We start from the raw sequence: 23,737 nt of genomic DNA, 5'->3' as shown, positions 1-23,737 counted from the left end.
TGCTCGCGATAGCGGACTTCCAGCCAACACATGTGCTGGATGGCAGTGCGTCATCGCGAGCAGGCTCGCTCCCACAGTGGATCGGTGTGATCCTTCAGATCGGTCAGGCCGGTTTGGCCTCGACCAGGGCTTCCTGCGCAGCTTCTTTCTCGGCTTCCTTGAGGTCCTCTTCGCTGATCATTTCTGCGATGACCCGCAAGCGTTCCACCACCCGCGCGTTAACGCTGCCTTCAGGGAACTGGCCATCCGCGTCCGGCGCACCGGCCGGCTCACCGACCAACAGGCTCAGGGCTTCATCAGCCTGGCGCACGGCGTAGACGTGGAACTGCCCCGCGCGCACCGCCGTCAGCACTTTCTCGTCGAGCATCAGCGTGGCAACGTTGGCGTGGGGAATGATTGCTCCCTGCTCGCCGGTCAACCCACGGGCTTCGCAGAGCCGGAAGAAGCCTTCGATCTTCTCGTTGACCCCGCCCACCGCCTGCACTTCACCGAACTGGTTGATCGAACCGGTAATCGCAAAACACTGCTTGAGCGGGGTTTTCGACAGGGCCGAAATCAGCGTGCAAGCCTCGCCCAACGATGCACTATCACCATCGACGTAACCGTAGGATTGCTCCAGGGCGATACTCGCGGAAATCGCCAGCGGGAATTCCTGGGCGTATCGGCTGCCCAGATACCCGGTGAGGATCATCACGCCCTTGGAGTGAATCGGCTGGCCAAGATTGACCTCGCGCTCGATGTCGACGATGCCGCTACCGCCCGGATACACCGTGGCGGAAATCCGCGCCGGCACACCGAACGCCGAGTCACCGACCTCCAGCACTGTCAGCCCGTTACATTTGCCCACCGCCGCGCCGTCCGTGTCGATCAGGATGATCCCGGCCAGCATGTCATCGAGAATCCGCGCCGAGACGCGCCCGGTTCGCGTGGCCTTGGCCTTGAGCGCACGTTCGATGTGCCCGGCGTCGGTCATTTCGTCACTGGCCAGTTGGCGAATGAAATCCGCCTCGCTGACCAGTTGGAACAGATCACCGATCCGCGCCGACAAACGCCCCTGGTGCTCAGCCAGGCGAGCACTGTAAGTCGCCAGGCGCGCCACCGCATCGGCGGTCAGCGGCGCCATTCCTTCTTCGGAAGTGCGGGTCTTGAGCAACTGGGCGAACTGCTCCAGGCTTTCGTCGACCATCGGGATGTCTTCGTCGAAGTCCACCAGGACGCGGAACATCTCCTGGAAGTCCGGATCGAGGTCCTGCAGCGTGTAGTAAAGCTGTCGGGCGCCAATGATCACGACTTTGACCTGCAACGGAATATGTTGCGGATTAAGGGTCACGGTCGCGAAACGGCCCATCTCGCCCAGCGGCGATTCCATTTTCAGCTTGCGCGATTGCAGCGCGCGTTTGAGCGCGTCCCACACGAACGGCTCGCTGAGCATTTTTTCCGCTTCAAGAATCAGGAAGCCGCCGTTGGCGCGGTGCAGCGCACCCGGACGCAACTGTCGATATGTGGTGTAGAGCGCGCCCTGATCGGTGGTGTACTCGATGCGGCCGAACAGGTTTTCGTAAGTCGGGTGCGGCTCAAAGACCACTGGCGCACCGCCGCTGAACGGATGACCGACCACCAGGCTCGGCGCGTATTGCTCTTCCAGCAGCTTGCGGGCGATGGCGTCCGTCTTGCTGTCGTCCACCAGTTGCTCGACCACAGTCTTGAGCAGGTACACCTGCATGGCTTGCAGGTAACCGCAGACCGCCGCGTTTTCCGCATACTTCTCCGACAATGGAGAAAGCAATGGCTGCAAGGCCAGGGTGATGGTTTCTTCGTTGAGCTGGCGCAGTTGATTGCTCGACTCACGCTTCCACTGCGGCAGGCTGGCGAGTTCTTCGTTCAGCCGCTCTTCCAGCCATGCAATGTCGTCGTGAAAACGCTCGCGATCGGCTTCCGGCAACTGGGCAAATTCGGCTTCGTCCACGGCTTTGCCTTCGCTCATCGGCGTGAAGGCGATATTGGTACTGTCGCGGTACAGCGCAACGTCCTTCTCCAGCGCCAGGCGCTCGATCACGTCCAGCGCTTTGTCGTAACGCTGGTTGAAGGCGCGGTCGATGGCGCTTTTCTTTTGCTGGTAGGACGGGTGTTCGAACACCGCCGGAAAAGTGGCCAGCAAGTTGTCGATCAGGCCGTTGATGTCATCGATAAAGGCGCCAGCAGTGCCCGACGGCAACTCCAGTGCGCGAGGTTCGCGAGGATCATCGAAATTATTGACGTAGACCCAGTCGGCCGGGGTCTGCAGGCGCTTGCCTTCGGCTCTCAGGTAGCGTTTGACGAACGAAAACCGGCCGGTGCCGGGCTCGCCCATGACGAATACGTTGTAACCGGGGCGTGGCATCGCCACACCGAACTGCAAGGCTTCGACCGCACGTTCCTGGCCAAGCACACCGCGGAAGGGCTCCAGATCATTGGTGGTAGAGAAGCTGAACTGTTCAGCGGAAAACGGACGGGTCAGCGCTTCAGGCGCTAGACGCAAGCTGGCAGCAACAGGATCAGACATCGGGCTTCCTTACATCAGGCGGGGCAGATAGCGGCATTCTGGCGCTGCCCATACCTCACTTGCAAGGCGCGCCTCTGGCCAAAGCATAGACAAAGCGGTATTGCTGTGCGGGCAGGGTCTAAATCAGTGTTTTCAACGAATGTTATGCAAAAAATAACGGAACCTCAGGAACGTGCCTAAACTCCAAACTGCGCGGCTGGAACGATAACCGGCCCACTGGCGCCAGATTGGGCCAGACCCCTTGTCCATTGGTATGCACATAAAGAGAACAAAGCTATGAAACGGATTCTTCTCGGTACTCTCTTCACCGCTGTATCCCTCAATGCCATGGCTCAGGCGCCAGGCGGCCCGGATTGCGGTTGGGGCAACATGCTGTTCGAAGGTCAGCGTGGCACCCCGGCTCACTTCCTGGCATCCACCACCAACGGCACTTCCGGCAACGCAACGTTCGGTATGACCTCGGGTACCAACGGTTGCTCGACCAATGCGTCGCTGACCTATGGCGGCAAATCCTGGATTGCCATGAATGGCATGATGAACGAGCTGTCCGAAGACATGGCTAAAGGTCAGGGCGAAGCGCTGACCACTTACGCTGTGGTACTGGGCGTGGCGCCGGAAGACCGTGCGCATTTCGCCGCCGTTACTCATGAGCACTTCCAGCAGATCTTCAGCAAGGCTGACGTGACCGCTGACGATGTGCATACCAATACCCTGGCCGTTCTGAAGAGCGATCCGCGTCTGGCCAAGTACGCCACTCAAGCTTAAGCTCGACTCGCCCGCTCCTTTCGGGGAGCGGGCTTTATTTTTTGAACCTGGCCCTTTTGGCCTGCCCCTTCGGGTCTTTGTTTCTTCCGACTTAAGTTGCCCACTATGCTCAAACGCCTTGCCTGGCTGGCGCTCTGTGTCTGCGCCCCGCTGTCTGCCACGCCCAAAATCGACAATCAACGTTTGCAGCAACTGGCCAATGACCCCTTCTGGATTTCCCTGGGTCACTACGAAGCCGCCAAACTCGGCGGCTGGCGCAGCTATGTCAGCGACAAGAAATTCTTCCTCGCCGCCGACGGCAATCAACATCCTGACCGCGAGCTGGCGGCGACCGTGCAAGCGTTGTACGCCCCGGCCAGTGCGGGCGAAAAACATGCGCAATGCGTCTACCCGGCCCGCACCCGCTGGCTCAAGGCACAGCTCAACCTGACTGATCTGCCGACGCTTCCCTGCACCGAATTCAAGCAATGGTTCAAGGATGTCTCGCCCCACAGTGCGGTGATGATTTTCCCGGCGGCGTATCTGAACAGTCCGTCATCGATGTTCGGCCACACATTGCTGCGCATCGACCAGGCCAATGTGCAGAGCGATCAAACCGCCCTGCTCAGTTATGCCATCAACTTCGGCGCGTACATCGAAGGCTCGGACAACAGCATCCTGTATGCGTGGAAAGGCTTGATGGGCGGCTATCCGGGTCTGTTTGCCCTGGTGCCCTATCAGGAAAAACTCTCGGAATACCGCAGCCTGGAGAATCGCGATCTGTGGGAATACCGCCTCAATCTGACCCAGACAGAAACCGAGCGCATGGTCGAGCACGTCTGGGAGCTCAAGCAGATTCAGTTCGATTATTTTTTCTTCGATGAAAACTGCTCGTATCGCCTGCTCGAACTGCTGCAAGTGGCCCGTCCGAGCCTGCGATTGACTGAACTGTTCCCGCTGACCGCGATTCCTACCGACACCGTGAAAGCGGTGAAAGAAGCCGGGCTGGTGGAATCCATTCAGTATCGACCGTCTCGCGAACGTGAACTGCTGAGCCGCGCCGAACCGTTGACCCATGAAGAACAGGAGTGGGTGCTGAAAGTCAGTGCCGACCAGAAGCAGTTGCAAGAACCGGCGTTCAAGGCTCAACCCAAGGATCGCCAGGCATTGATCATCGACGCCGCCTATCGCCTGGAGCGCTACCGCGCCAACGGCCAGGAACGCGACCCACAACGGGCGCAACGCAGTTTCGAATTGCTGCGGGCGATCAACCAGAACCCGGCACCGGAATTGGACATCCCGCAACCTGGCCTGCCTGAGGATGGCCATGAATCGCGCACCTGGCAGGCCGGTATCGGCACTCGAGGCGACAAGGCGTTTGGCGAGTACGGCTTGCGCATGGCGTATCACGACCTCAACGACAACGCCGAGAGTTTCCCCCTTGGCGCGCAGATCGAAATCCTGCAAATGAAACTGCGCCAGTACGAGGGCAATCACTGGCAGTTGCAGCAATTTGACCTGGCGACCATTCGCTCCCTGACCCCGCGCAATGAATTGCTGCAGCCGCTCTCGTGGCAAGTCACTGGCGGCCTGGAGCGCGTGCCGGGCAAGCATGACGACGAAACCCTGGTCAGCCACGTCAATGGCGGTGGCGGCGGGACCTGGCAACTGGGCGACGACATGCTCGGCTTCGCTTTGGGCACCGTGCGCGTTGAACACAACAACGACTTTGCCGGCTTCATCGCCCCTGCGGCGGGTTTCAACAGCGGCGTGCTATGGAAAAACCCGCTGGGCAACTTCAGCCTGGAAGCCAAGGGGGACTTTTTCACCAACGGCGAAGTGCGCCGTAGCGTGAGTCTGAATCAGCAGTGGGAATTGTCGCGCAACCTGGGTTTACGCCTCAGTGCCCAGCGCGAATTCAGCCACCTGGCTTCGCCCGAGAACGAAGTGATGCTTGAGGTGAAGTGGTATCACTATTAATCCGTCCCCCGTAGAAAAATGGAGCTCGAACAACATGGTCGTTACCTGCAACTCCCTCGAAGACGTTCGCCAAAATATTGATCGACTGGACCGTCAGATGGTCACCCTGCTGGCCGAGCGCGGCGCTTACGTGGCGCAGGCGGCTCGTTTCAAGAAGGACACCGACGCGGTGAAAGCCCCGGCGCGGGTCGAGCAGGTCATCGCCAAAGTTCGCGCACTGGCTGAGGGCGCAGGCGCCAGCCCAGCGGTAACGGAGCAGGTTTACCGCGCCATGATCGCTGCGTTCATCGAACAGGAATTGTCTGAACACGCGCGCCTGGCCAAAACGCCAACAGATTAATCACAGGCCTTTCACAAACGCCTCACGAATCCACTCCTAGACTTCTCATATAGGCCGTTGACGGTCTGGGAGTCTGAGATGTGGCGTTGCGTGGGTGTGGTGGGTTTGCTGATGTTGATCGCGGGTTGCCAGACGACCCACGAAGATTTGATCGCCAAGGGTTATCCACCGGCATTCGCCGATGGCTTCGATGACGGTTGCAGCAGTGGCCGGCAAGCGGCGGGGGCAATCACCGGAGAGTTTCGTAAAAACGTTCCGCGTTACCTCAAGGACAAGCAGTACGCCGAGGGCTGGAGCGATGGCTTCCGTCAGTGTCAGGCGATGCGCGAAAGCGAGGACCGCGAGGATTATCGCAGCCACCATTGGGACGACCGAGACAAAGCCTGGCAGCAACAGAAGGACCAGGACGCCGCTCGTGCTTTTCGCTCGCAATAAGTCGCTGACAGATATCTGTCGAAACTAAAAGCCTGCGACCATGGCCCAAACCCTATAACGGGAGAAAACCATGAGTCGTGCCTTCGTCAATGAAGATAACGCCGCCGCGCAAGCCGATCAGCCCGTCGAACGACAGGTCAGTGCGCAGCCCAATTACGTCACGCCCACGGGGCTGGCCCAGTTGCAGGTGAAAGTCGCCGAACTGCAACACCTGCACAGCGAGCAATCGGCCAAAGGCGAGCACGCCGACAAGCAGCGCCTGGCGGACCTTGAACGGGATTTGCGGTATTTCAAGCAGCGCCTGCAAAGCGCCCAGGTCGTGACCGCCGCCAACTCGACGCAAAAAGTGCAGATCGGCAGCCGTGTGACCTTCGCCGACGAACACGACACCGAGCAAACCGTGCAACTGGTCGGTGAAGATCAGGCCGACGCGTCGGCGGGCCTGATCAATTGGGGTTCACCGCTGGGCCGGGCGCTGCTCGGGGCGCAACTCGGTGACGAGGTGCTGTGGCAACGTCCGGCGGGTGATCAGTTGATCGAGATCATCCGTATCGAGCCGGCTTAAACCACGCCTTGGGCGAGCATCGCGTCGGCAACTTTGACGAAGCCGGCGATGTTCGCGCCTTTGACGTAGTTGATCCGGCCATTCTCTTCGCCGTAATGCACGCAAGCGTGATGGATCGACTGCATGATCGCGTGGAGTTTGCTGTCCACTTCACCACCGGTCCACAGCAGGCGCATGGCGTTCTGCGACATCTCCAGCCCGCTCACCGCGACACCACCGGCATTGGAAGCCTTGCCCGGCGCGAACAGAATCCCCGCCTCGATAAACAGGTCCACCGCTTCAAGGGTGGTCGGCATGTTCGCACCTTCCGCCACGCAGAGGCAGCCGTTGCGCAACAACGTGCGGGCCGCCTCGGCATCCAGTTCGTTTTGTGTCGCGCAGGGCAGCGCGATGTCGCAGCTCAGCGCCCATGGGTGCTGGCCGGCCTTGAACTCCAGGCCAAAACGGCCGGCCAGTTCACTGATGCGCCCGCGCTGGACGTTTTTCAGCTCCAGCACCGCCAGCCACTGCTCTTCGGTCAAACCGCTTTCGCAGTACAGCGTGCCTTCGGAGTCGGACAACGAAATCACTTTGCCGCCCAGGTCCATGACCTTGCGCGCGGCGTATTGCGCAACGTTGCCGGAACCGGAGATGGCCACACGCTTGCCTTCGACGGTTTCACCGCTGCGCTTGAGCATTTCTTCAGCAAAGTACACACAACCGAAACCGGTGGCTTCCGGGCGAATCAGGCTGCCGCCATAGCTCGGGCCCTTGCCGGTCAACACGCTGGTGAACTGGTTGCTCAGGCGCTTGTATTGGCCAAACAGGAAACCGATCTCGCGCGCACCGACGCCGATATCACCGGCCGGAACGTCAACGTCTGCGCCGATGTGACGGTACAACTCGCTCATGAAGGCCTGGCAAAACCGCATGACTTCAGCATCGCTTTTGCCTTTCGGGTCGAAGTCCGAACCACCCTTGCCACCGCCCATCGGCAGCGACGTCAGCGAGTTTTTGAAGGTCTGTTCGAAGGCCAGGAACTTCAACACGCCAAGGTTCACCGAAGGATGGAAACGCAACCCGCCCTTGTACGGACCAATAGCGCTGTTCATCTGGATGCGGAATCCGCGATTGACCTGCACTTTGCCGTGATCGTCGACCCAGGAAACCCTGAAAACGATCGCCCGCTCCGGCTCGCACATCCGCTCCAGGATGCCCGACGTCAGATAGCGTGGATTGGCTTCCAGAAAGGGCCACAGGCTACGCAGGACCTCTTCCACGGCCTGGTGGAATTCAGGCTGGTCAGGGTCGCGTTTTTTCAGGCGGGCGAGGAAGGATTCAACGGATTCGATCATGGAAAAGTCTCGGCAAATTTATTGTCGTTGGAAGAGATTGGGCCGGACTTTAGCAAACTGAATGCGCACCACGACAGAACAAAATGTCGCATTTATGAAATTAAATGGTGCACCTGATGTAAATAAACCCCTGAAAAGCTCTTTATTGCACCCGATTAGGGATTATCAGATTCAGGTTTGCACTGATTTGGAAATCGCCATCGCGAGCAGGCTCGCTCTCACAGTAGATCTCCATTGGATAAATCCCATGTGGGAGCGAGCCTGCTCGCGATAGCCGCACTGCGGTCTATCTGAAAGCCAAAAAAAACGGAGCCCCGAAGGCTCCGCTTTTTCATGCAACCCACCTGAAATCAGGCGAGTTTCTTGTGCCGTACACGGTGCGGCTGGGAAGCCGCTTCGCCGAGGCGTTTCTTGCGATCGGCTTCGTACTCGGTGTAGTTGCCTTCGAAGAACACCGCTTGCGAGTCGTCTTCGTACGCCAGGATGTGAGTCGCAACGCGGTCAAGGAACCACCGATCGTGAGAGATCACAATGGCAGCGCCCGGGAAGTCCAGCAGGGCTTCTTCCAGGGAACGCAGGGTTTCAACGTCGAGGTCGTTGGACGGTTCGTCGAGCAGCAGGACGTTGCCGCCCTCTTTCAGGGTCAGCGCCAGGTGCAAGCGACCACGCTCACCACCGGACAGGTCCTTGACGAACTTCTGCTGATCGCCGCCCTTGAAGTTGAAACGACCGACGTAGGTGCGCGACGGGATCTCGTAGTTGCCGATGCGGATCTGATCCGAACCGTCGGAGATCTGCTGGAACACAGTCTTGCTGCCGTCCAGGTCTTCGCGGCTCTGATCGACGCACGCCAGTTGCACGGTTTCGCCGACTTCGATGCTGCCCGAATCCGGCGTTTCCTTGCCCATCAGCATGCGGAACAGGGTCGATTTACCCGCGCCGTTACCGCCGATCACGCCAACGATGGCGCCTTTAGGCATGGAGAACGACAGGTTGTCGATCAGCACGCGATCGCCATAGCCCTTGGTAACGTTCTTGAATTCGATGACCTTATCGCCCAGGCGTGGACCGGCCGGGATGTAGATCTCGTTGGTTTCGCTGCGCTTCTGGAATTCCTGCGATTGCATTTCTTCGAAGCGTTGCAGACGAGCCTTGGATTTGGACTGGCGGGCCTTGGCGCCTTTGCGCACCCACTCCAGTTCTTCCTTCATGGCTTTTTCGTGGGCCGACTGCTGCTTGGATTCGGCCGCCAGACGATCGGACTTGGCTTCGAGCCAACCCGAATAGTTGCCCTCGTACGGGATACCGGCGCCGCGGTCGAGCTCGAGGATCCAGCCGGCAACGTTGTCCAGGAAGTAACGGTCGTGCGTGATCGCGACCACGGTGCCCGGGAAATCGTGCAGGAAATGCTCCAGCCAGGCGACGGAATCGGCGTCCAGGTGGTTGGTCGGTTCGTCGAGCAGCAGCATGTCGGGAGCGGACAGCAGCAGGCGGCACAGGGCCACACGACGCTTCTCGCCACCGGACAGGAATTCGATCTTGGCATCCCAGGCCGGCAGACGCAGCGCATCGGCGGCGACTTCCAGTTGGCGATCCAGGTTGTGACCGTCGCTGGCTTGCAGGATGGCTTCGAGCTTGGCTTGTTCAGCGGCCAGTTTGTCGAAGTCGGCATCTTCATCAGCGTAGGCGGCGTAGACCTCGTCCAGGCGAGCCTGGGCGTTCTTGATCACGCTGACCGCTTCCTCAACCACTTCACGCACGGTCTTGGTCGGGTCCAGGATCGGTTCTTGCGGCAGGTAGCCGATGTTCAGTTCCGGCATCGGACGGGCTTCGCCTTCGAACTCGGTGTCGACGCCCGCCATGATTTTCAACAGCGTGGACTTACCCGAACCGTTAAGGCCGAGTACGCCAATCTTGGCGCCCGGGAAGAACGACAGCGAAATGTTTTTCAGGATTTCCCGCTTCGGCGGAACAACTTTACCCAGCCGATGCATGGTGAATACGTATTGAGCCATGGAGAACCTAGGGTCAGTGAACGATGAATGATTGGGGCGCGGGCGATGCCCGTCCAGGTTGTGCGCGTCGACGATTGATAGCGATCAATGCTGCGCGCTGAAAAAACCTGATTCTAGGAGCTGGAACGCTCCCGCGTAACCGGCAAAGCTACCTGATTGACGGAAGGCAGTCCAGCCGAGCGGGACTGGCACTTTGCCACAACTCAGGGCATGCTAGCCGCCCTCCGGGCGTCCGGCTTATAGTGCACGTCGCGCCAGTCCAGCCAAACCGCAGGATTACAGTTTGTCTAATGTCACCCCACCTTCTTCCGTGAGCGCACTCAATCCTGCGACCGGCTCACCCTTGCGTGGGTCCTTGAAGGGCGCGCTGGCGGCGCTCGCCCTGATGTTGCTCACGCTATTGTTCTGGCAGTTGCTGGATCAGTTGCGCGACACCCAACAACACCAGCGTCAGTACACCATCGACTACACCGCCGATCTGGCCTCGCAAATCAGCCTGAACATGGCGCTCAACGCCCAGATCGCCCTCAACCTGCTGCCGATCGTCGAACAGCCGCAAAGCGCCGACGAACAGCAGGCGCTGCTGCGCAAACTGCAAAGATCCTTGCCCGAGCTGCGCAGCCTCGCGTTGCTCAGCCCTTCCGGGAAAGTCCTCACCGACAGTGCCGACACCAGCGACGATGCCGACTACCTGAGCGAACTGGTCCGGCGCAGTCACGCCCAGGCCCATTATTTCAGCAACGCCAATGACGGTTCGGTGGTGCATCTGCTGCTGCATCAAGCCAGTGGCAGCACCCGCGGCTACTGGGTTCTGCGCCTGACGCCGACATTTTTCTCAGCGCTGACCAAACAAAACGAAACCGGTATTCGCCCGCTATGGCTGGTGGAAAACCGCATCAACCACCAGATCATCAGCCGCGACGATGGGCAGCCCTCGGCCACACCGACGGTCATAACACCGGATGAGCTGACCAACAGCGTGCTGACCGTGCCCCTGAGCAGCAGCGACTGGCAACTGCGCGGGTTGTTCGACCGGCAACGGGTGATCGAACACCTGCTGCCGGCGTTCATCGGCAAATGCCTTCTGGGCCTGGCGTTCTCGCTCCTGCCGTTCATCGCTCTACTGAACATGCGCCGCCGCCAGCGCCAGGTGCACGAAGGCCGCCGACGCTACCAGGATATTTTCGAAGGCACCGGCGTCGCCTTGTGTGTACTCGACGTGTCCGGGCTCAAAAGCTTTTTCGACAAAGCTCAGCTGCACAGCAGCGAACAACTGAAAGCCTGGCTCGAAACACCGCAACAGCGCGAGCACCTGCTGCAGGAACTGCGCATCACCGAAGTCAACCTGGTCGCCCTGCAACTGCTCAACGTCAACACCTGCGATCACGCCTGGAAACTGCTGATCGACGGTAACCCGCAGGACGGCGCCGCCATCGGCAATCAAGTGCTCGACGCGGTGCTCAACCGGCAGAAACAGCTTGAACTGGAAATCAAACTGCAAGACGCCAATGGCCGTGACCAGCATTTGTGGCTGGTCCTGCGCCTGCCTGAAGACCAGGACGATTACAAAGCGGTGATCCTGAGCATTACCGACATCACCAGCCGCAAGCTCGTCGAACTGTCGCTGCTGGAGCGTGAAGGATTCTGGTCCGACGTGGTACGCACCGTGCCGGATCATCTGTACGTGCAGGACGTGGTCAGCCAGCGAATGATTTTCAGCAACCACCACTTGGGTCAGACGCTCGGATACAACCGTACCGAACTGCACCAGATGGGCGAGTATTTCTGGGAGATCCTGCTGAACCCCGAAGATGCCGACTTCTACCACCGCTCGCGCCAGACCCAGCGGCAGACCGGTTACAGACAATTGATGCAATGCCAGCTGCGCTTCCGCCACCGGGACGGTAAATGGCGGCGCTTCGACATCCGCGAACAGGCACTGGCGCGGGACAAGCACGATCAGGTTACGCGGATCATCGGCGTGGCCAAGGACATCACTGATCAGATTGAAGCCAGTGAGTCCCTGCGCGACAGCGAGCAGCGCTACCGGATGCTTGCCGAAAGCATCAGCGACGTGATTTTCTCGACCGACAGCAAGATGGCGCTCAACTACGTCAGCCCGTCGGTGCAAGCCGTGCTGGGCTACGACGCCGACTGGATTTTCCAGAACGGCTGGCAATCGACCATCGCCAACCCGCAACAACTGACCGGCATTTACAGCCTGATGGACCGGGTCAGTAAAGCGCTGAACAAACCCGAGCAACTGGCGTTGTTGCGCAGCCAGGTGCAGACCCAACTGTTTTTGTTCGACTGCCTGCGGGCCGACGGGCGCAAGATTCCGATCGAACTGCGGCTGGTGCTGGTCTGGGACGAACACGGTGCATTCGAAGGCGTGCTGGGCGTCGGTCGCGACATCAGCCAGCAACGTCGGGCCGAAAAAGACCTGCGCATGGCGGCGACAGTCTTTGAGCACTCGACCTCGGCGATCCTGATCACCGACCCGGCCGGCTACATCGTCCAGGCTAACGAAGCCTTCAGCCGTGTCAGCGGTTATGCGGTGGAGCAGGTGCTTGACCAGTTGCCGAACATGCTGACCGTCGACGAACAGCAGGAAGCGCATCTGCGTTATGTGCTCAAGCAATTGCATCAGCACAGCACGTGGGAAGGCGAAGTCTGGCTCAAACGACGCAACGGCGAGCATTACCCGGCCTGGGTCGGGATCACCGCGGTGCTGGATGACGAAGGCGATCTGGCCAGCTACGTGTGCTTTTTCAGCGACATCAGCGAACGCAAGGCCAGCGAGCAGCGGATTCACCGCCTCGCCTATTACGACGCCCTGACCCACTTGCCCAACCGCACGCTGTTCCAGGATCGCCTGCACTCGGCGCTGCAATCGGCCGAACGGCAGAAGTCCTGGGTGGTGTTGATGTTCCTTGACCTGGACCGCTTCAAACCGATCAACGACTCCCTCGGCCACGCCGCCGGAGATCGCATGCTCAAGGAAATGGCCACGCGCCTGCTCGGCTGTGTCGACGATGACGACACCGTGGCGCGCATGGGCGGCGATGAATTCACCTTGCTGCTGCAACCGCGGGCCAACCGTGAAATTGCCTTGAACCGGGCGATTCATGTGGCCGAACAGATTCTCGCCAGCCTGGTGAAACCGTTCGTGCTTGAAGGCCGCGAGTTCTTCGTCACCGCCAGTATCGGCATCGCCCTGAGCCCTCAGGACGGTAACGAACTCAGCCAGCTGATGAAAAACGCCGACACCGCGATGTATCACGCCAAGGAGCGTGGCAAGAACAACTTCCAGTTCTATCAGGCCGACATGAACGCCAGCGCCCTGGAGCGCCTGGAGCTGGAAAGCGACTTGCGTCATGCCTTGGAGCAAGACGAGTTTGTGCTGTATTACCAACCGCAGTTCAGCGGCGATGGCAAACGCCTGACCGGCGCCGAAGCCTTGCTGCGCTGGCGCCATCCGCGACGCGGTCTGGTGCCGCCGGGAGACTTCATTCCGGTGCTCGAAGAACTCGGCCTGGTGGTGGATGTCGGCGATTGGGTGATCAGCGAGGCCTGCCGTCAGCTCAAGACCTGGCATCAGGCCAAGGTCCGGGTGCCGAAGGTATCGGTGAACATTTCCGCCCGGCAGTTCTCCGACGGCCAACTCGGGACGCGAATTGCCAATATCCTCAAGGAAACTGGCCTGCCGCCGGCGTGCCTGGAGCTGGAACTGACCGAAAGTATCCTGATGCGCGAAGTCAGCGAAGCGATGCAGATTCTTGCCGGGCTGAAAAATCTCGGCCTGAGCATTGCGGTTGACGACTTCGGCACCGGTTACTCATCGCTCAACTACCTCAAGCAGTTCCCCATCGACGTGCTGAAAATCGACCGCACCTTCGTCGACGGCCTGCCGTCGGGCGAGCAGGATGCGCAGATTGCCCGCGCGATCATCGCCATGGCCCACAGCCTCAATCTGGCGGTGATCGCCGAGGGCGTGGAAACCCACGAGCAACTCGACTTCCTGCGTGAGCATGGTTGCGACGAGGTTCAGGGGTATCTGTTCGGCCGGCCGATGCCGGCGAACCGGTTTGAAGCGCAGTTCAGCAATGATGCGCTCTTCATGCTCGACTGAGATTTTGTAGGAAGGCCATCGCCAGCAGGCTGGCTCCCACAGGTTTTTTGGGTGTACACAAGATTTGGGGCCACTGAGAATCTACTGTGGGAGCCAGCCTGCTGGCGATTTGGGCCAGCATGATCACCGCTGATCCCGTCATGAAGCCCACTTGTCCGCGACATGATGTCCTTTCATATGCCTTCTAAAAGCGGTTGGGTTAGAATGCCCCCCTTTTCTGCCCCGATCCCTGAGGACCGCCATGTTCAGCCGTGATTTGACTATTGCCAAGTACGACGCCGATCTCTTTGCCGCCATGGAGCAAGAAGCTCAGCGCCAGGAAGAGCACATTGAGCTGATCGCTTCGGAAAACTACACCAGCCCAGCGGTGATGGAAGCTCAAGGCTCGGTACTGACCAACAAGTACGCCGAAGGCTACCCGGGCAAGCGTTACTACGGTGGTTGCGAGTTCGTCGACGTGGTCGAGCAACTGGCCATCGACCGTGCAAAAGAACTGTTCGGCGCCGATTACGCCAACGTTCAGCCACACGCTGGTTCGCAAGCCAACAGCGCCGTTTACCTGGCTCTGCTGCAAGCGGGCGACACCATCCTGGGCATGAGCCTGGCGCACGGCGGTCACCTGACCCACGGTGCCAGCGTTTCCTCCTCCGGCAAGCTGTACAACGCCGTCCAGTACGGTATCGACGGCAACGGCCTGATCGACTACGACGAAGTCGAGCGCCTGGCGGTTGAGCACAAGCCGAAAATGATCGTGGCCGGTTTCTCTGCCTACTCGCAGATCCTGGACTTCCCGCGTTTCCGCGAAATCGCTGACAAGGTTGGCGCTTACCTGTTCGTCGACATGGCCCACGTGGCCGGTCTGGTCGCCGCTGGCGTCTACCCGAACCCGGTGCCTTTCGCTGACGTCGTGACCACCACCACGCACAAGACCCTGCGCGGTCCACGTGGCGGCCTGATCCTGGCTCGCGCCAACGCCGACATCGAGAAGAAACTGAACTCCGCCGTATTCCCGGGCGCCCAGGGTGGCCCGCTGGAACACGTGATCGCCGCCAAAGCGATCTGCTTCAAGGAAGCGCTGCAGCCTGAGTTCAAGACCTACCAGCAACAAGTGGTGAAAAACGCCCAGGCCATGGCCGGCGTGTTCATCGAGCGCGGTTACGACGTGGTGTCGGGCGGTACTCAGAACCACCTGTTCCTGCTGTCGCTGATCAAGCAGGAAATCTCCGGTAAAGACGCCGACGCCGCTCTGGGCAAAGCGTTCATCACCGTGAACAAGAACTCCGTGCCAAACGATCCACGCTCCCCGTTCGTCACCTCCGGCCTGCGCTTCGGTACTCCGGCTGTGACCACTCGTGGCTTCAAGGAAGCAGAGTGCAAAGAACTGGCCGGCTGGATCTGCGACATCCTGGCGGACCTGAACAACGAAGCGGTGATCGACGCCGTTCGTGAGAAGGTCAAGGCCATCTGCAAGAAGCTGCCGGTGTACGGCGCTTAATCAGCCCGCTAAACCGCAGCAATGAAAAAACCGGCCAGTGATGGCCGGTTTTTTTTCGTCCGCATTTTTTTTCAAACCGCGAAAAGGCTCAAGGTCGGGGCATTGCGCCCAACTGGTAAGACCGGTCATGCCAATTACTCAAAATCTGCTTGCGATCACCCAAAAACAGCGCCTAGACTGCGCCTGCACTGGACATACCGGTAAGACCACAATAATTAAGTCCTGAATCTGATGCGCGAAGCGCACGGCAGCCAGGACACCGACCAGGATTCCTCCCATGCTCAGATGGTGCTCGCGTTCAATCTTCCTCCAAGTGGTTCTCGGACTGATGCTCGGCATCGTCTGTGGGCTGACCCTTCCTGAATACTCCGCCCAACTCAAACCGCTCGGCGATGGCTTCATCAAACTGATCAAGATGCTCATCGGTCTGATCGTGTTCTGTGTGGTGGTCAGCGGCATCAGCGGTGCCGGCGACTTGAAGAAGGTCGGACGCATCGGCCTGAAATCGGTGATCTACTTCGAAATCCTGACCACCATCGCCCTGGTGATTGGTCTGGTGTTCGCCTTCACCACCGGTATCGGCAGCGGCGCGAACATCCATCTGGATCAGCTTTTTTCCGCTGCCGACATGGGCGATATCGCCCAGCGCGGTCAGCACATGCAAACCACCTCCCAGTTCCTGATGAATCTGATCCCGACCTCGGTCATCGGCGCCTTCGCGGAGAACAACATTCTGCAGGTCCTGCTGTTTTCAGTGCTGTTCGGCAGTGCGCTGAACCTGGTCGGCGAAGCTGCGTCGGGTATTTCCCGGCTGATCAATGAGCTGAGCCATGTGATCTTCCGCATCATGGGCATGATCGTGCGTCTGGCGCCGATCGGCGTGTTCGGCGCCATCGCTTTCACCACCAGCAAATATGGCCTGGACTCGCTGCAGCACCTGGGCAGCCTGGTCGGTCTTTTCTACATAACCTGCGTAGCGTTCGTGGCGCTGATCCTCGGCCTGGTGATGCGCCTTTCAGGCCTGAAGATGTGGCCGTTGCTCAAGTACCTGCGCGAAGAACTGCTGATCGTCATGGGCACCGCTTCTTCCGACGCCGTGCTGCCACAAATCATGCGCAAGCTTGAGCATCTGGGCATCGGCAGTTCGACGGTCGGGCTGGTCATTCCTACCGGTTACTCGTTCAACCTGGACGGTTTCTCGATCTACCTGACCCTCGCCATCGTGTTCATCGCCAATGCCACCGGCACGCCACTGGCGATGAGCGACCTGCTGACGATTCTGCTGGTGTCGTTGATCACCTCCAAAGGTGCCCACGGGATTCCCGGCTCGGCGCTGGTGATTCTCGCGGCGACACTGACGGCGATCCCGGCGATTCCGGTGGTCGGACTGGTGCTGGTGTTGGCAGTGGACTGGTTCATGGGCATCGGCCGGGCGCTGACCAACCTGATCGGCAACTGCGTCGCCACCGTGGCCATTGCGCGCTGGGAAAAGGACATCGATATCCAACGGGCGAACAAAGTACTTTCCGGCCAGGTGGGTTATACCTTCCAGCCGAGAAAGCCCGTTGGCCCTGCGCATCAGCAGGAATTCTGAGTAATCGCCGTGCCTGCCCCCGGGCAGGCACGGTCATCAATCGTTTTGGATGCTCATGGAGCGAACAGTGATCACCTCGTCGACCGTTGTGAATTCAGTAGTAGAAAAACTTCGGGCCGCCTTGGCCCGTGGTCAGTGGCGCTCCGGCGAGATGCTGCCGGGGCAGCGTGAGCTGGCCGAACAACTGGGCATCAGCCGCCCTAGCCTGCGTGAAGCCGTCATCGTCCTGGAAACCCTTGGGTTGGTGCGTTCCATGCCGGGTAAAGGCGTGGTGGTGCTGGAAGCCAATCTCAGCGACAGCCAAAGCCACGACAGCGCAGTCGCCGGAGCGAGCCTGGAAGATGTGCTGCAACTGCGCTACACCCTTGAGCCGTTCATTGTCGGCCTGGTGGCGCAGTCGATCAGCAGCAAGGAAGTCGGGCAATTGCGCCTGACCCTGATGGACATGCGCGAAGCGCTGGAAGCCAACGACAGCGAAGCCGGGGTGAACGCCTACATCGCGTTCCACGAAGAACTGTTCACCCTGACCTCGAATCCAATCTTCCAGAGTGTGGTGCAACAGACCAGCAACGCCCTCAAGCAAAGCGCCGACGTACTGCGCAACTCCCCGGAGCATTTGGCTGAGCGCCTTGAGGAGAACGAAGCCGTGGTGCGCGCTATTCGCAGCAAAAACAGCGCCCAGGCCAGCGCCGAGATGCGTCGGCACATCCTTCGGGAAGGCCAGCGGATGGGCATCGAACTGAATATTCCAGACGACAATCTGGGCAAATAGCAGTACTGGAAAAAAACCTATCGGCAACCGGACTGGAGACAGGCCATGAATTCCTACGCCTTGAAGATTCCCGTTTTCTCGATTTCCACTGCTCTGCCCTTGCGCCGTCAGAGCGATAAGAAGCATAGCGTCGACGACATCTACCCGCAGATTTTCGATGCCATTCTCGAACAACGCATTGCCCCGGGCAGCCGCTTTACCGAAGAAAGCCTTGGCCAGGCATTCGGTGTCAGCCGCAGTATCATCCGCCAGGTACTGGCGCGATTGTCGCATCAGCAGGTCATCATTCTGCGGCCCAATCATCGCCCGCAAGTCGCGACCCCCGATGCCGAACAAACCCGTCAAATTCTCCATGCCCGCCGGCTCACCGAAACCACTCTGGTGCGACTGGCCTGCCAGCAACCAGCTTCCCGGCACCTGCCGCAATTACGCGAATTGATAGAGCGCGAACGCCGCTATATCGAGCAAAACCAACGCGGGCCGGCTATTCGTCTGTCGGGCGAGTTCCACCTGCAACTGGCGCAACTCGCAGGCAACGTGCCGTTGGCACAATTTCTCGGCAGCCTCGTGCCGCTGACCTCATTGGCCATCGCCTACTACGAAGATCAAGCGCGTAGTGACTGCTTGTGGCAAGAACATGCGGTGATCGTCGAGGCGGTGGAGTGCGGAGATGCCAAAGTTGCCGAAGGCTTGATGACCCGACTTCTGGAGCATTTAGAAGTGAAGTTGCTGAACCCATAATCGGGTTTTATAACCGCTTGCGTACAACATTTTATGACCGCCCCGAGAGCCGGCTCTTTTGCCGGTTTTTTTAACTTGAAACTATTTAAACCTGATGCCACCCCACAATCTCACGCTTTAACTGCCAACTATTGCTTTAGACCTCCCACATAAAAAACCTCATTTACACCTCCAACTTCCTGAAACAAAGGAACGAGCACAACCAGAAAAAAATAATTTAATCTCTGGTTCGACCTTTACTGAGACAATGCAATCAACACAAACATACAACATGACTTCATAATCATTGCACTGCATCGAAACTTTCAAGTTCTGGACTTATGGATACAAGAAGGCTGCGCCCAGCCGATTGAACAAAAACACCTTAACCTCAATTTATTATCAAGGAAGATAAAACTATGACCGCTGAACAATCCTTTATTGCAGAACTGACCAGTGATCACGGCCACCTGCATTTCCCTCGCCTGACACACGGCCGCGAAGTCACGATCCCTGTCACGGGCTTCTTCGACTTCTCCCCCACTCATACATTCGTTTCAGATACTTTATTCGCCAATAGAGACCTGCCTCGCGCTCCCTTGCAGTTCTACTTCCTGAATATTGGAGGTTTTGTCTATCGCATGTTTGTTATTACGCCTGGCCCGCTCTTTGGAAGACTAGTCGGCATTGACGAAAATGACTGTCTCACCGCGATGGATGGTCCGAATGCAGGTCCCAAGAAATCCGCCATGTTTCATTTCGTAGACAATAACGGCAACCTGGCTTCTCTCGACGACCCCAAATCAAACACCCTATCCGTAACAATTCATGCTAACAACTACTCGCTAAAGCGCCGAAAGAATACAAGTGAAGGATTTATTATCTATACAGGCGCGGGAGTCCAGATGAACTTCACACTGAAAATCATCAAGCGCAACGTTGACTCGAGCATCCTGACCGTTTAATCATCTCAGCACCTGCCTTTTCATATAACAAGAAAAGGCAGGACAAACTTACCATCGAGCAAATACCTCCGCCGTTATGCTTCTACGCGAGAAAAGCCTTCACGAATCTTCTCTTCCGGCAAATCATCGGCGATGAACACGATCACGCTTTCGCGCGTTTCATCGTCGGCCCACTCGGTGTCCCAATCGAATCCGTATAACTTCAGCACGCCCTGAAACACCATGCGCCGTGGCTCGCCAAGGATGTTCAATACGCCTTTGTAGCGCAGCAATTGCTTGCCATGGTCCTCCAGCAGTTCGTTCATGAATTCGCTGAGCTTGTCGATATCCAGCGGCTTGTCGGTGCGCAGCACCAGGCTGGAAATGCGGTCGATGGACGGCGCTTTGCTCACCGGGCGCAGGCTGACGCCGCCGCCGAGGTCAGCATTAAGATTGAAACCGCGCACGTCGAGCAATTCGGCCAGATCGATCTTGCCGTGCTCGACCACGCGGATCGGTGCACGACGGTTGATGCGGGTCAGGCGCTCGCTCAGCGCGGTAAAGGTCGCCTCGTCCACCAGATCGCGCTTGCTCACCAGTAAGCGGTCGGCGAAACCGATCTGCGCCTGGGCGATGGTTTGAGTCAGGTGAGTGTCAGCGTGCGCCGCATCGACCAGGGTAATGATGCCGTCGAGAATGTAGCGCTCACGCAGCTCTTCATCGATGAAAAAGGTTTGGGCCACCGGTGCCGGGTCGGCCAGGCCGGTGCATTCGATCACCAGACGGTCGAAGGCGATTTCGCCGCTGTCCAGGCGTTCGAGCAGCAGGTACAAGGCCTTGGTCAGGTCGGTGTGGATGGTGCAGCAAACGCAGCCGTTGGACAGCGTCATCACTTGCACCGGCTCGTCGCCCAACAGTTGGGTGTCGATACCGGCGTCACTGAATTCGTTCTCGATCACGGCGATTTTCAGGCCGTGCTCGGCTTTGAGCAGGTGGCGCAACAGCGTGGTCTTGCCGGCGCCGAGGAAGCCGCTGAGGATTGTTACCGGGATGGGAGAGGACAAACTGAATCTCCTGACTCACTGAATAGAAGTATCAACACAAAACAAATGTGGGAGCTAGCCTGCTGGCGATGGCGGACTGTCAATCAACAGTGATGTTGAATGTTCAGCCGCCATCGCCAGCAGGCTAGCTCCCACAGGTATTGCTGTTAACCCGACAACTGGATCAACAGCACTTCGGCCCACCCTTGCCACCGTAACGAGCCTCTTGGCGTTCCCGGAAGAACATCTCATAGGTCATCACCGGTTTGTCCGGGTGTTTGGTTTGCATATGCTCGACGTAATTGTCGTAGTCGGGCATCCCGACCATCAGGCGCGCGGCCTGACCGAGGTATTTACCGAGGCGACTCAGGTCATTGAACATGCTGCAATCCTCGATTACGCATCCGGCAGAGCCTGGAATGGCGCTTCTTTATCCGTACGTTCCTTGCTGCCCCAGGCGGAAATACCGACCTTGAGCGCATAGAACAGGATACTGAATACCACGAACAGGAACAGCGCCGTCAGCGTTGCGTTGGTGTAGGCGTTGAAGATCACGTGCTGCATCTGCGTAATGTCCTTGGCCGGGGCGAGGATCTGACCGTTGGCCAGGGCATCGCTGTACTTCTTGGCCAGCGACAGGAAGCCGATCGCCGGGTTGGCATCGAACAGCTTGATGAAGCCGGCGGTGGTGGTGCAGATCAGCAGCCACACCGCTGGCAGCATGGTGACCCAGACATAGCGCTGGCGTTTCATTTTGATCAGCACGACAGTGCCGAGCATCAGCGCGATACCGGCCAGCATCTGGTTGGAGATACCGAACAGCGGCCACAAGGTGTTGATACCACCCAGCGGATCGATCACGCCCTGGTACAGCAACCAACCCCACATCGCCACGCAACCGGCGGTGGCGATCAGGTTGGCGGTCCAGGATTCGGTGCGTTTCAGCGCTGGCACGAAGGAACCGAGCAAATCCTGCAGCATGAAACGCCCGGCACGGGTACCGGCGTCCACAGCCGTCAGGATGAACAGTGCTTCGAACAGGATCGCGAAGTGGTACCAGAACGCCATGGTGTTTTCACCCGGCAGGACACTGTGCAGGATCTGCGCGATACCGACCGCCAGGGTCGGCGCACCGCCGGCACGGGCCAGGATGGTGGTTTCACCAATGTCCCTGGCCACCGCTTGCAGCGCTTCCGGGGTAATCGCAAAGCCCCAGCTGCTGACGGTTTGTGCCACAGCCACCACGTCACTGCCGACGACCGCCGCCGGGCTGTTCATGGCGAAGTACACGCCTGGTTCGATCACCGACGCGGCGACCATGGCCATGATGGCCACGAAGGATTCCATCAGCATGCCGCCGTAACCGATGTAACGGGCGTTGACCTCGTTATCCAGTAACTTCGGTGTGGTGCCGGAGGAGATCAGCGCGTGGAAACCGGAAACCGCGCCACAGGCGATGGTGATGAACAGGAACGGGAACAGACCGCCCTTCCATACCGGGCCGGTGCCATCGATAAACTGGGTCAGCGCCGGCATTTTCAGCTCAGGCATGGTGATCAGGATGCCGATCGCCAGGGCCACGATGGTGCCGATTTTGAGGAAGGTCGACAGGTAGTCACGCGGCGCCAGAATCAGCCAGACCGGTAACGAGGCGGCCACGAACCCGTAACCGACCAGCATCCACGTAATCTGCACGCCAGTGAAAGTGAACGCCTTGGCCCAGACCGGATCAGCAGCAATCTGCCCCCCGAGCCAGATTGACCCCAGCAGCAACAGCACACCGACGATGGAAATTTCACCGATGCGGCCCGGGCGGATGTAGCGCATGTAAATGCCCATGAACATCGCGATCGGAATGGTCGCCATCACCGTGAAAATGCCCCAAGGGCTTTCGGCCAAAGCTTTCACAACGATCAGGGCCAGCACCGCGAGGATGATGATCATGATCAGGAAGCAGCCAAACAGCGCGATGGTCCCGGGGATGCGGCCCATTTCCTCACGGACCATGTCGCCCAGGGAACGGCCGTTGCGGCGGGTGGACATGAACAGGACCATGAAGTCCTGAACGGCACCCGCCAGCACCACGCCGGCAATCAGCCACAGCGTACCGGGCAGGTAGCCCATCTGCGCCGCCAGCACCGGACCGACCAGCGGCCCCGCGCCAGCAATGGCCGCGAAGTGGTGGCCGAAGAGGATGTGTTTGTTGGTCGGAACGTAGTCCAGACCGTCATTGTTGAGCACGGCGGGGGTGGCCCGTCGCGGGTCGAGTTGCATCACATTGGTAGCGATGAACAAACTGTAGTAACGATACGCAACCAGATAGATGGCCACGGCGGCGACCACAATCCACAAGGCGTTGATCGCCTCGCCTCGGCGCAATGCCACTACACCCAGGGCGCACGCCCCCACGATTGCCAGCAGCAGCCAGGGTAGATGGCGTAGCAGGCTATTATTGTTTTTCATTTTATGATTCCAGCCAGGGTGGACAAGAAAGACAGCCATCCGGAGTTTAGCTCTCCTGACGGCAAAGACCATCCCCCCGACATGGGTTGAGCCATCACTTTGCTGGCAGCCTTGGACAATGCGGGTCTATAGTCACCGGACATTTACGAGGATTGCGCCATGAGCGAGCACCCTGCCGATCGCCGCCGCTTCAAACGTATTGCGTTCGATGCCCGAACCGAGCTAAGCCAAGGGGAATTCATCTGGCCGGTGAAGTTGATCGACCTGTCATTGAAGGGACTGTTGATCGAAAAGCCCGAACCGTGGCTGGGAAATCGTGACTGGCATTTTCTGGTCGATATTCATCTCAACGAGGACGTCGCCATCAAGATGGATGTGCAATTGACCCACGATGATCATGGTCAGCTCGGGTTTGTCTGCAAACACATCAGCCTGGAATCCATCGAGCGCCTGCGGCGGTTGGTTGAGCTCAACCTGGGCGATCCTGAGGAACTGGAGCGCGAATTGGGCGCCTTGATCGAAATCTGAAGGCCATACCCATACCCTGTGGGAGATTCTATGGTTGAGGGAAAGCCCTCAACTGGCTTTTGGTTGATATTCGCTTTGCCCTTTCAGCAAG

The 23,737-nt window shown here is 58.8% G+C and carries 18 protein-coding genes; 12 read left to right on the top strand and 6 right to left on the bottom strand.

Annotated features, from left to right (window positions below; genetic code table 11):
* Positions 1-103 precede the first annotated feature (103 nt).
* Positions 104-2,542 (bottom strand): Lon protease family protein, encoded by a 2,439-nt coding sequence (locus AC3WP4_RS16760; RefSeq protein ID WP_074871050.1) that lies wholly within the window; start codon positions 2,540-2,542, stop codon positions 104-106.
* 276 nt (positions 2,543-2,818) lie between these two features.
* Here AC3WP4_RS16760 and AC3WP4_RS16755 point away from each other — a divergent pair, with 276 nt between their 5' ends.
* The 5 genes from AC3WP4_RS16755 (at position 2,819) to AC3WP4_RS16735 (ending at position 6,606) form a co-directional block, all read left to right on the top strand.
* Complete coding sequence (locus tag AC3WP4_RS16755; RefSeq protein WP_017340868.1) at positions 2,819-3,307, top strand: DUF3015 domain-containing protein; 489 nt, start codon at positions 2,819-2,821, stop codon at positions 3,305-3,307.
* Between the two features lie 105 nt (positions 3,308-3,412).
* Positions 3,413-5,266 (top strand): Lnb N-terminal periplasmic domain-containing protein, encoded by a 1,854-nt coding sequence (locus AC3WP4_RS16750; protein ID WP_102616148.1) that lies wholly within the window; start codon positions 3,413-3,415, stop codon positions 5,264-5,266.
* A 34-nt stretch (positions 5,267-5,300) separates the two neighbouring features.
* Positions 5,301-5,606 carry a chorismate mutase gene (locus AC3WP4_RS16745; protein ID WP_074871054.1) on the top strand — a complete coding sequence of 102 codons (306 nt, stop codon included), beginning with the start codon at positions 5,301-5,303 and terminating at the stop codon, positions 5,604-5,606.
* Between the two features lie 78 nt (positions 5,607-5,684).
* On the top strand, positions 5,685-6,041 hold the full coding sequence (locus AC3WP4_RS16740; protein ID WP_074871055.1) for a hypothetical protein: 357 nt from the start codon (positions 5,685-5,687) through the stop codon (positions 6,039-6,041).
* Between the two features lie 70 nt (positions 6,042-6,111).
* On the top strand, positions 6,112-6,606 hold the full coding sequence (locus tag AC3WP4_RS16735; protein WP_102616147.1) for a GreA/GreB family elongation factor: 495 nt from the start codon (positions 6,112-6,114) through the stop codon (positions 6,604-6,606).
* On the opposite strand, the gene gdhA is transcribed toward AC3WP4_RS16735, so the two are convergent.
* Both gdhA and ettA read right to left on the bottom strand, forming a co-directional pair.
* Positions 6,603-7,940 carry an NADP-specific glutamate dehydrogenase gene (gene gdhA, locus AC3WP4_RS16730; protein ID WP_102616146.1) on the bottom strand — a complete coding sequence of 446 codons (1,338 nt, stop codon included), beginning with the start codon at positions 7,938-7,940 and terminating at the stop codon, positions 6,603-6,605. The genes AC3WP4_RS16735 and gdhA overlap by 4 nt on opposite strands.
* A 350-nt stretch (positions 7,941-8,290) precedes the next feature.
* Positions 8,291-9,955, bottom strand: a complete 1,665-nt coding sequence (gene ettA, locus AC3WP4_RS16725; protein ID WP_074871060.1) for an energy-dependent translational throttle protein EttA — start codon at positions 9,953-9,955, stop codon at positions 8,291-8,293.
* Positions 9,956-10,238: 283 nt separating this feature from the next.
* Between ettA and AC3WP4_RS16720 the strand changes: the two genes are divergently transcribed.
* The 6 genes from AC3WP4_RS16720 (at position 10,239) to AC3WP4_RS16695 (ending at position 19,633) form a co-directional block, all read left to right on the top strand.
* Entirely contained in the window at positions 10,239-14,087 is a 3,849-nt protein-coding gene (locus AC3WP4_RS16720) for a sensor domain-containing protein (RefSeq protein ID WP_102616145.1), read from the top strand.
* A gap of 241 nt (positions 14,088-14,328) precedes the next feature.
* On the top strand, positions 14,329-15,582 hold the full coding sequence (gene glyA / locus AC3WP4_RS16715) for a serine hydroxymethyltransferase (protein ID WP_033054266.1): 1,254 nt from the start codon (positions 14,329-14,331) through the stop codon (positions 15,580-15,582).
* A gap of 277 nt (positions 15,583-15,859) precedes the next feature.
* Positions 15,860-17,176 (top strand): C4-dicarboxylate transporter DctA, encoded by a 1,317-nt coding sequence (locus AC3WP4_RS16710; protein WP_102616144.1) that lies wholly within the window; start codon positions 15,860-15,862, stop codon positions 17,174-17,176.
* A 67-nt stretch (positions 17,177-17,243) separates the two neighbouring features.
* The gene (locus AC3WP4_RS16705) at positions 17,244-17,948 is read left to right on the top strand and encodes a FadR/GntR family transcriptional regulator (protein WP_074871066.1); all 705 of its coding nucleotides are present in this window, start codon (positions 17,244-17,246) and stop codon (positions 17,946-17,948) included.
* Positions 17,949-17,993: 45 nt separating this feature from the next.
* Positions 17,994-18,689 (top strand): GntR family transcriptional regulator, encoded by a 696-nt coding sequence (locus tag AC3WP4_RS16700; protein WP_102616143.1) that lies wholly within the window; start codon positions 17,994-17,996, stop codon positions 18,687-18,689.
* A 398-nt stretch (positions 18,690-19,087) separates the two neighbouring features.
* Entirely contained in the window at positions 19,088-19,633 is a 546-nt protein-coding gene (locus AC3WP4_RS16695; RefSeq protein WP_074871069.1) for a hypothetical protein, read from the top strand.
* A gap of 74 nt (positions 19,634-19,707) precedes the next feature.
* Here the strand turns inward: AC3WP4_RS16695 and yjiA are convergent, their stop codons facing one another.
* The 3 genes from yjiA to AC3WP4_RS16680 all read right to left on the bottom strand — a co-directional run bounded on the left by yjiA (position 19,708) and on the right by AC3WP4_RS16680 (position 23,118).
* Positions 19,708-20,676, bottom strand: a complete 969-nt coding sequence (yjiA, locus tag AC3WP4_RS16690; protein ID WP_074871071.1) for a GTPase — start codon at positions 20,674-20,676, stop codon at positions 19,708-19,710.
* 163 nt (positions 20,677-20,839) lie between these two features.
* Positions 20,840-21,037, bottom strand: coding sequence for a YbdD/YjiX family protein (locus tag AC3WP4_RS16685; RefSeq protein WP_008154232.1), 198 nt, complete (start codon positions 21,035-21,037; stop codon positions 20,840-20,842).
* 14 nt (positions 21,038-21,051) lie between these two features.
* Entirely contained in the window at positions 21,052-23,118 is a 2,067-nt protein-coding gene (locus tag AC3WP4_RS16680) for a carbon starvation CstA family protein (protein ID WP_074871073.1), read from the bottom strand.
* A gap of 159 nt (positions 23,119-23,277) precedes the next feature.
* Between AC3WP4_RS16680 and AC3WP4_RS16675 the strand changes: the two genes are divergently transcribed.
* Positions 23,278-23,646, top strand: coding sequence for a PilZ domain-containing protein (locus tag AC3WP4_RS16675; RefSeq protein ID WP_074871075.1), 369 nt, complete (start codon positions 23,278-23,280; stop codon positions 23,644-23,646).
* The last annotated feature ends 91 nt before the right edge of the window (positions 23,647-23,737 follow it).

The sequence above is a fragment of the Pseudomonas sp. FW305-20 genome, assembly GCF_058788075.1.
The sequence above is the reverse complement of the archived record's forward strand: the minus strand, read 5'-3'. Positions and strand labels throughout refer to the sequence as shown.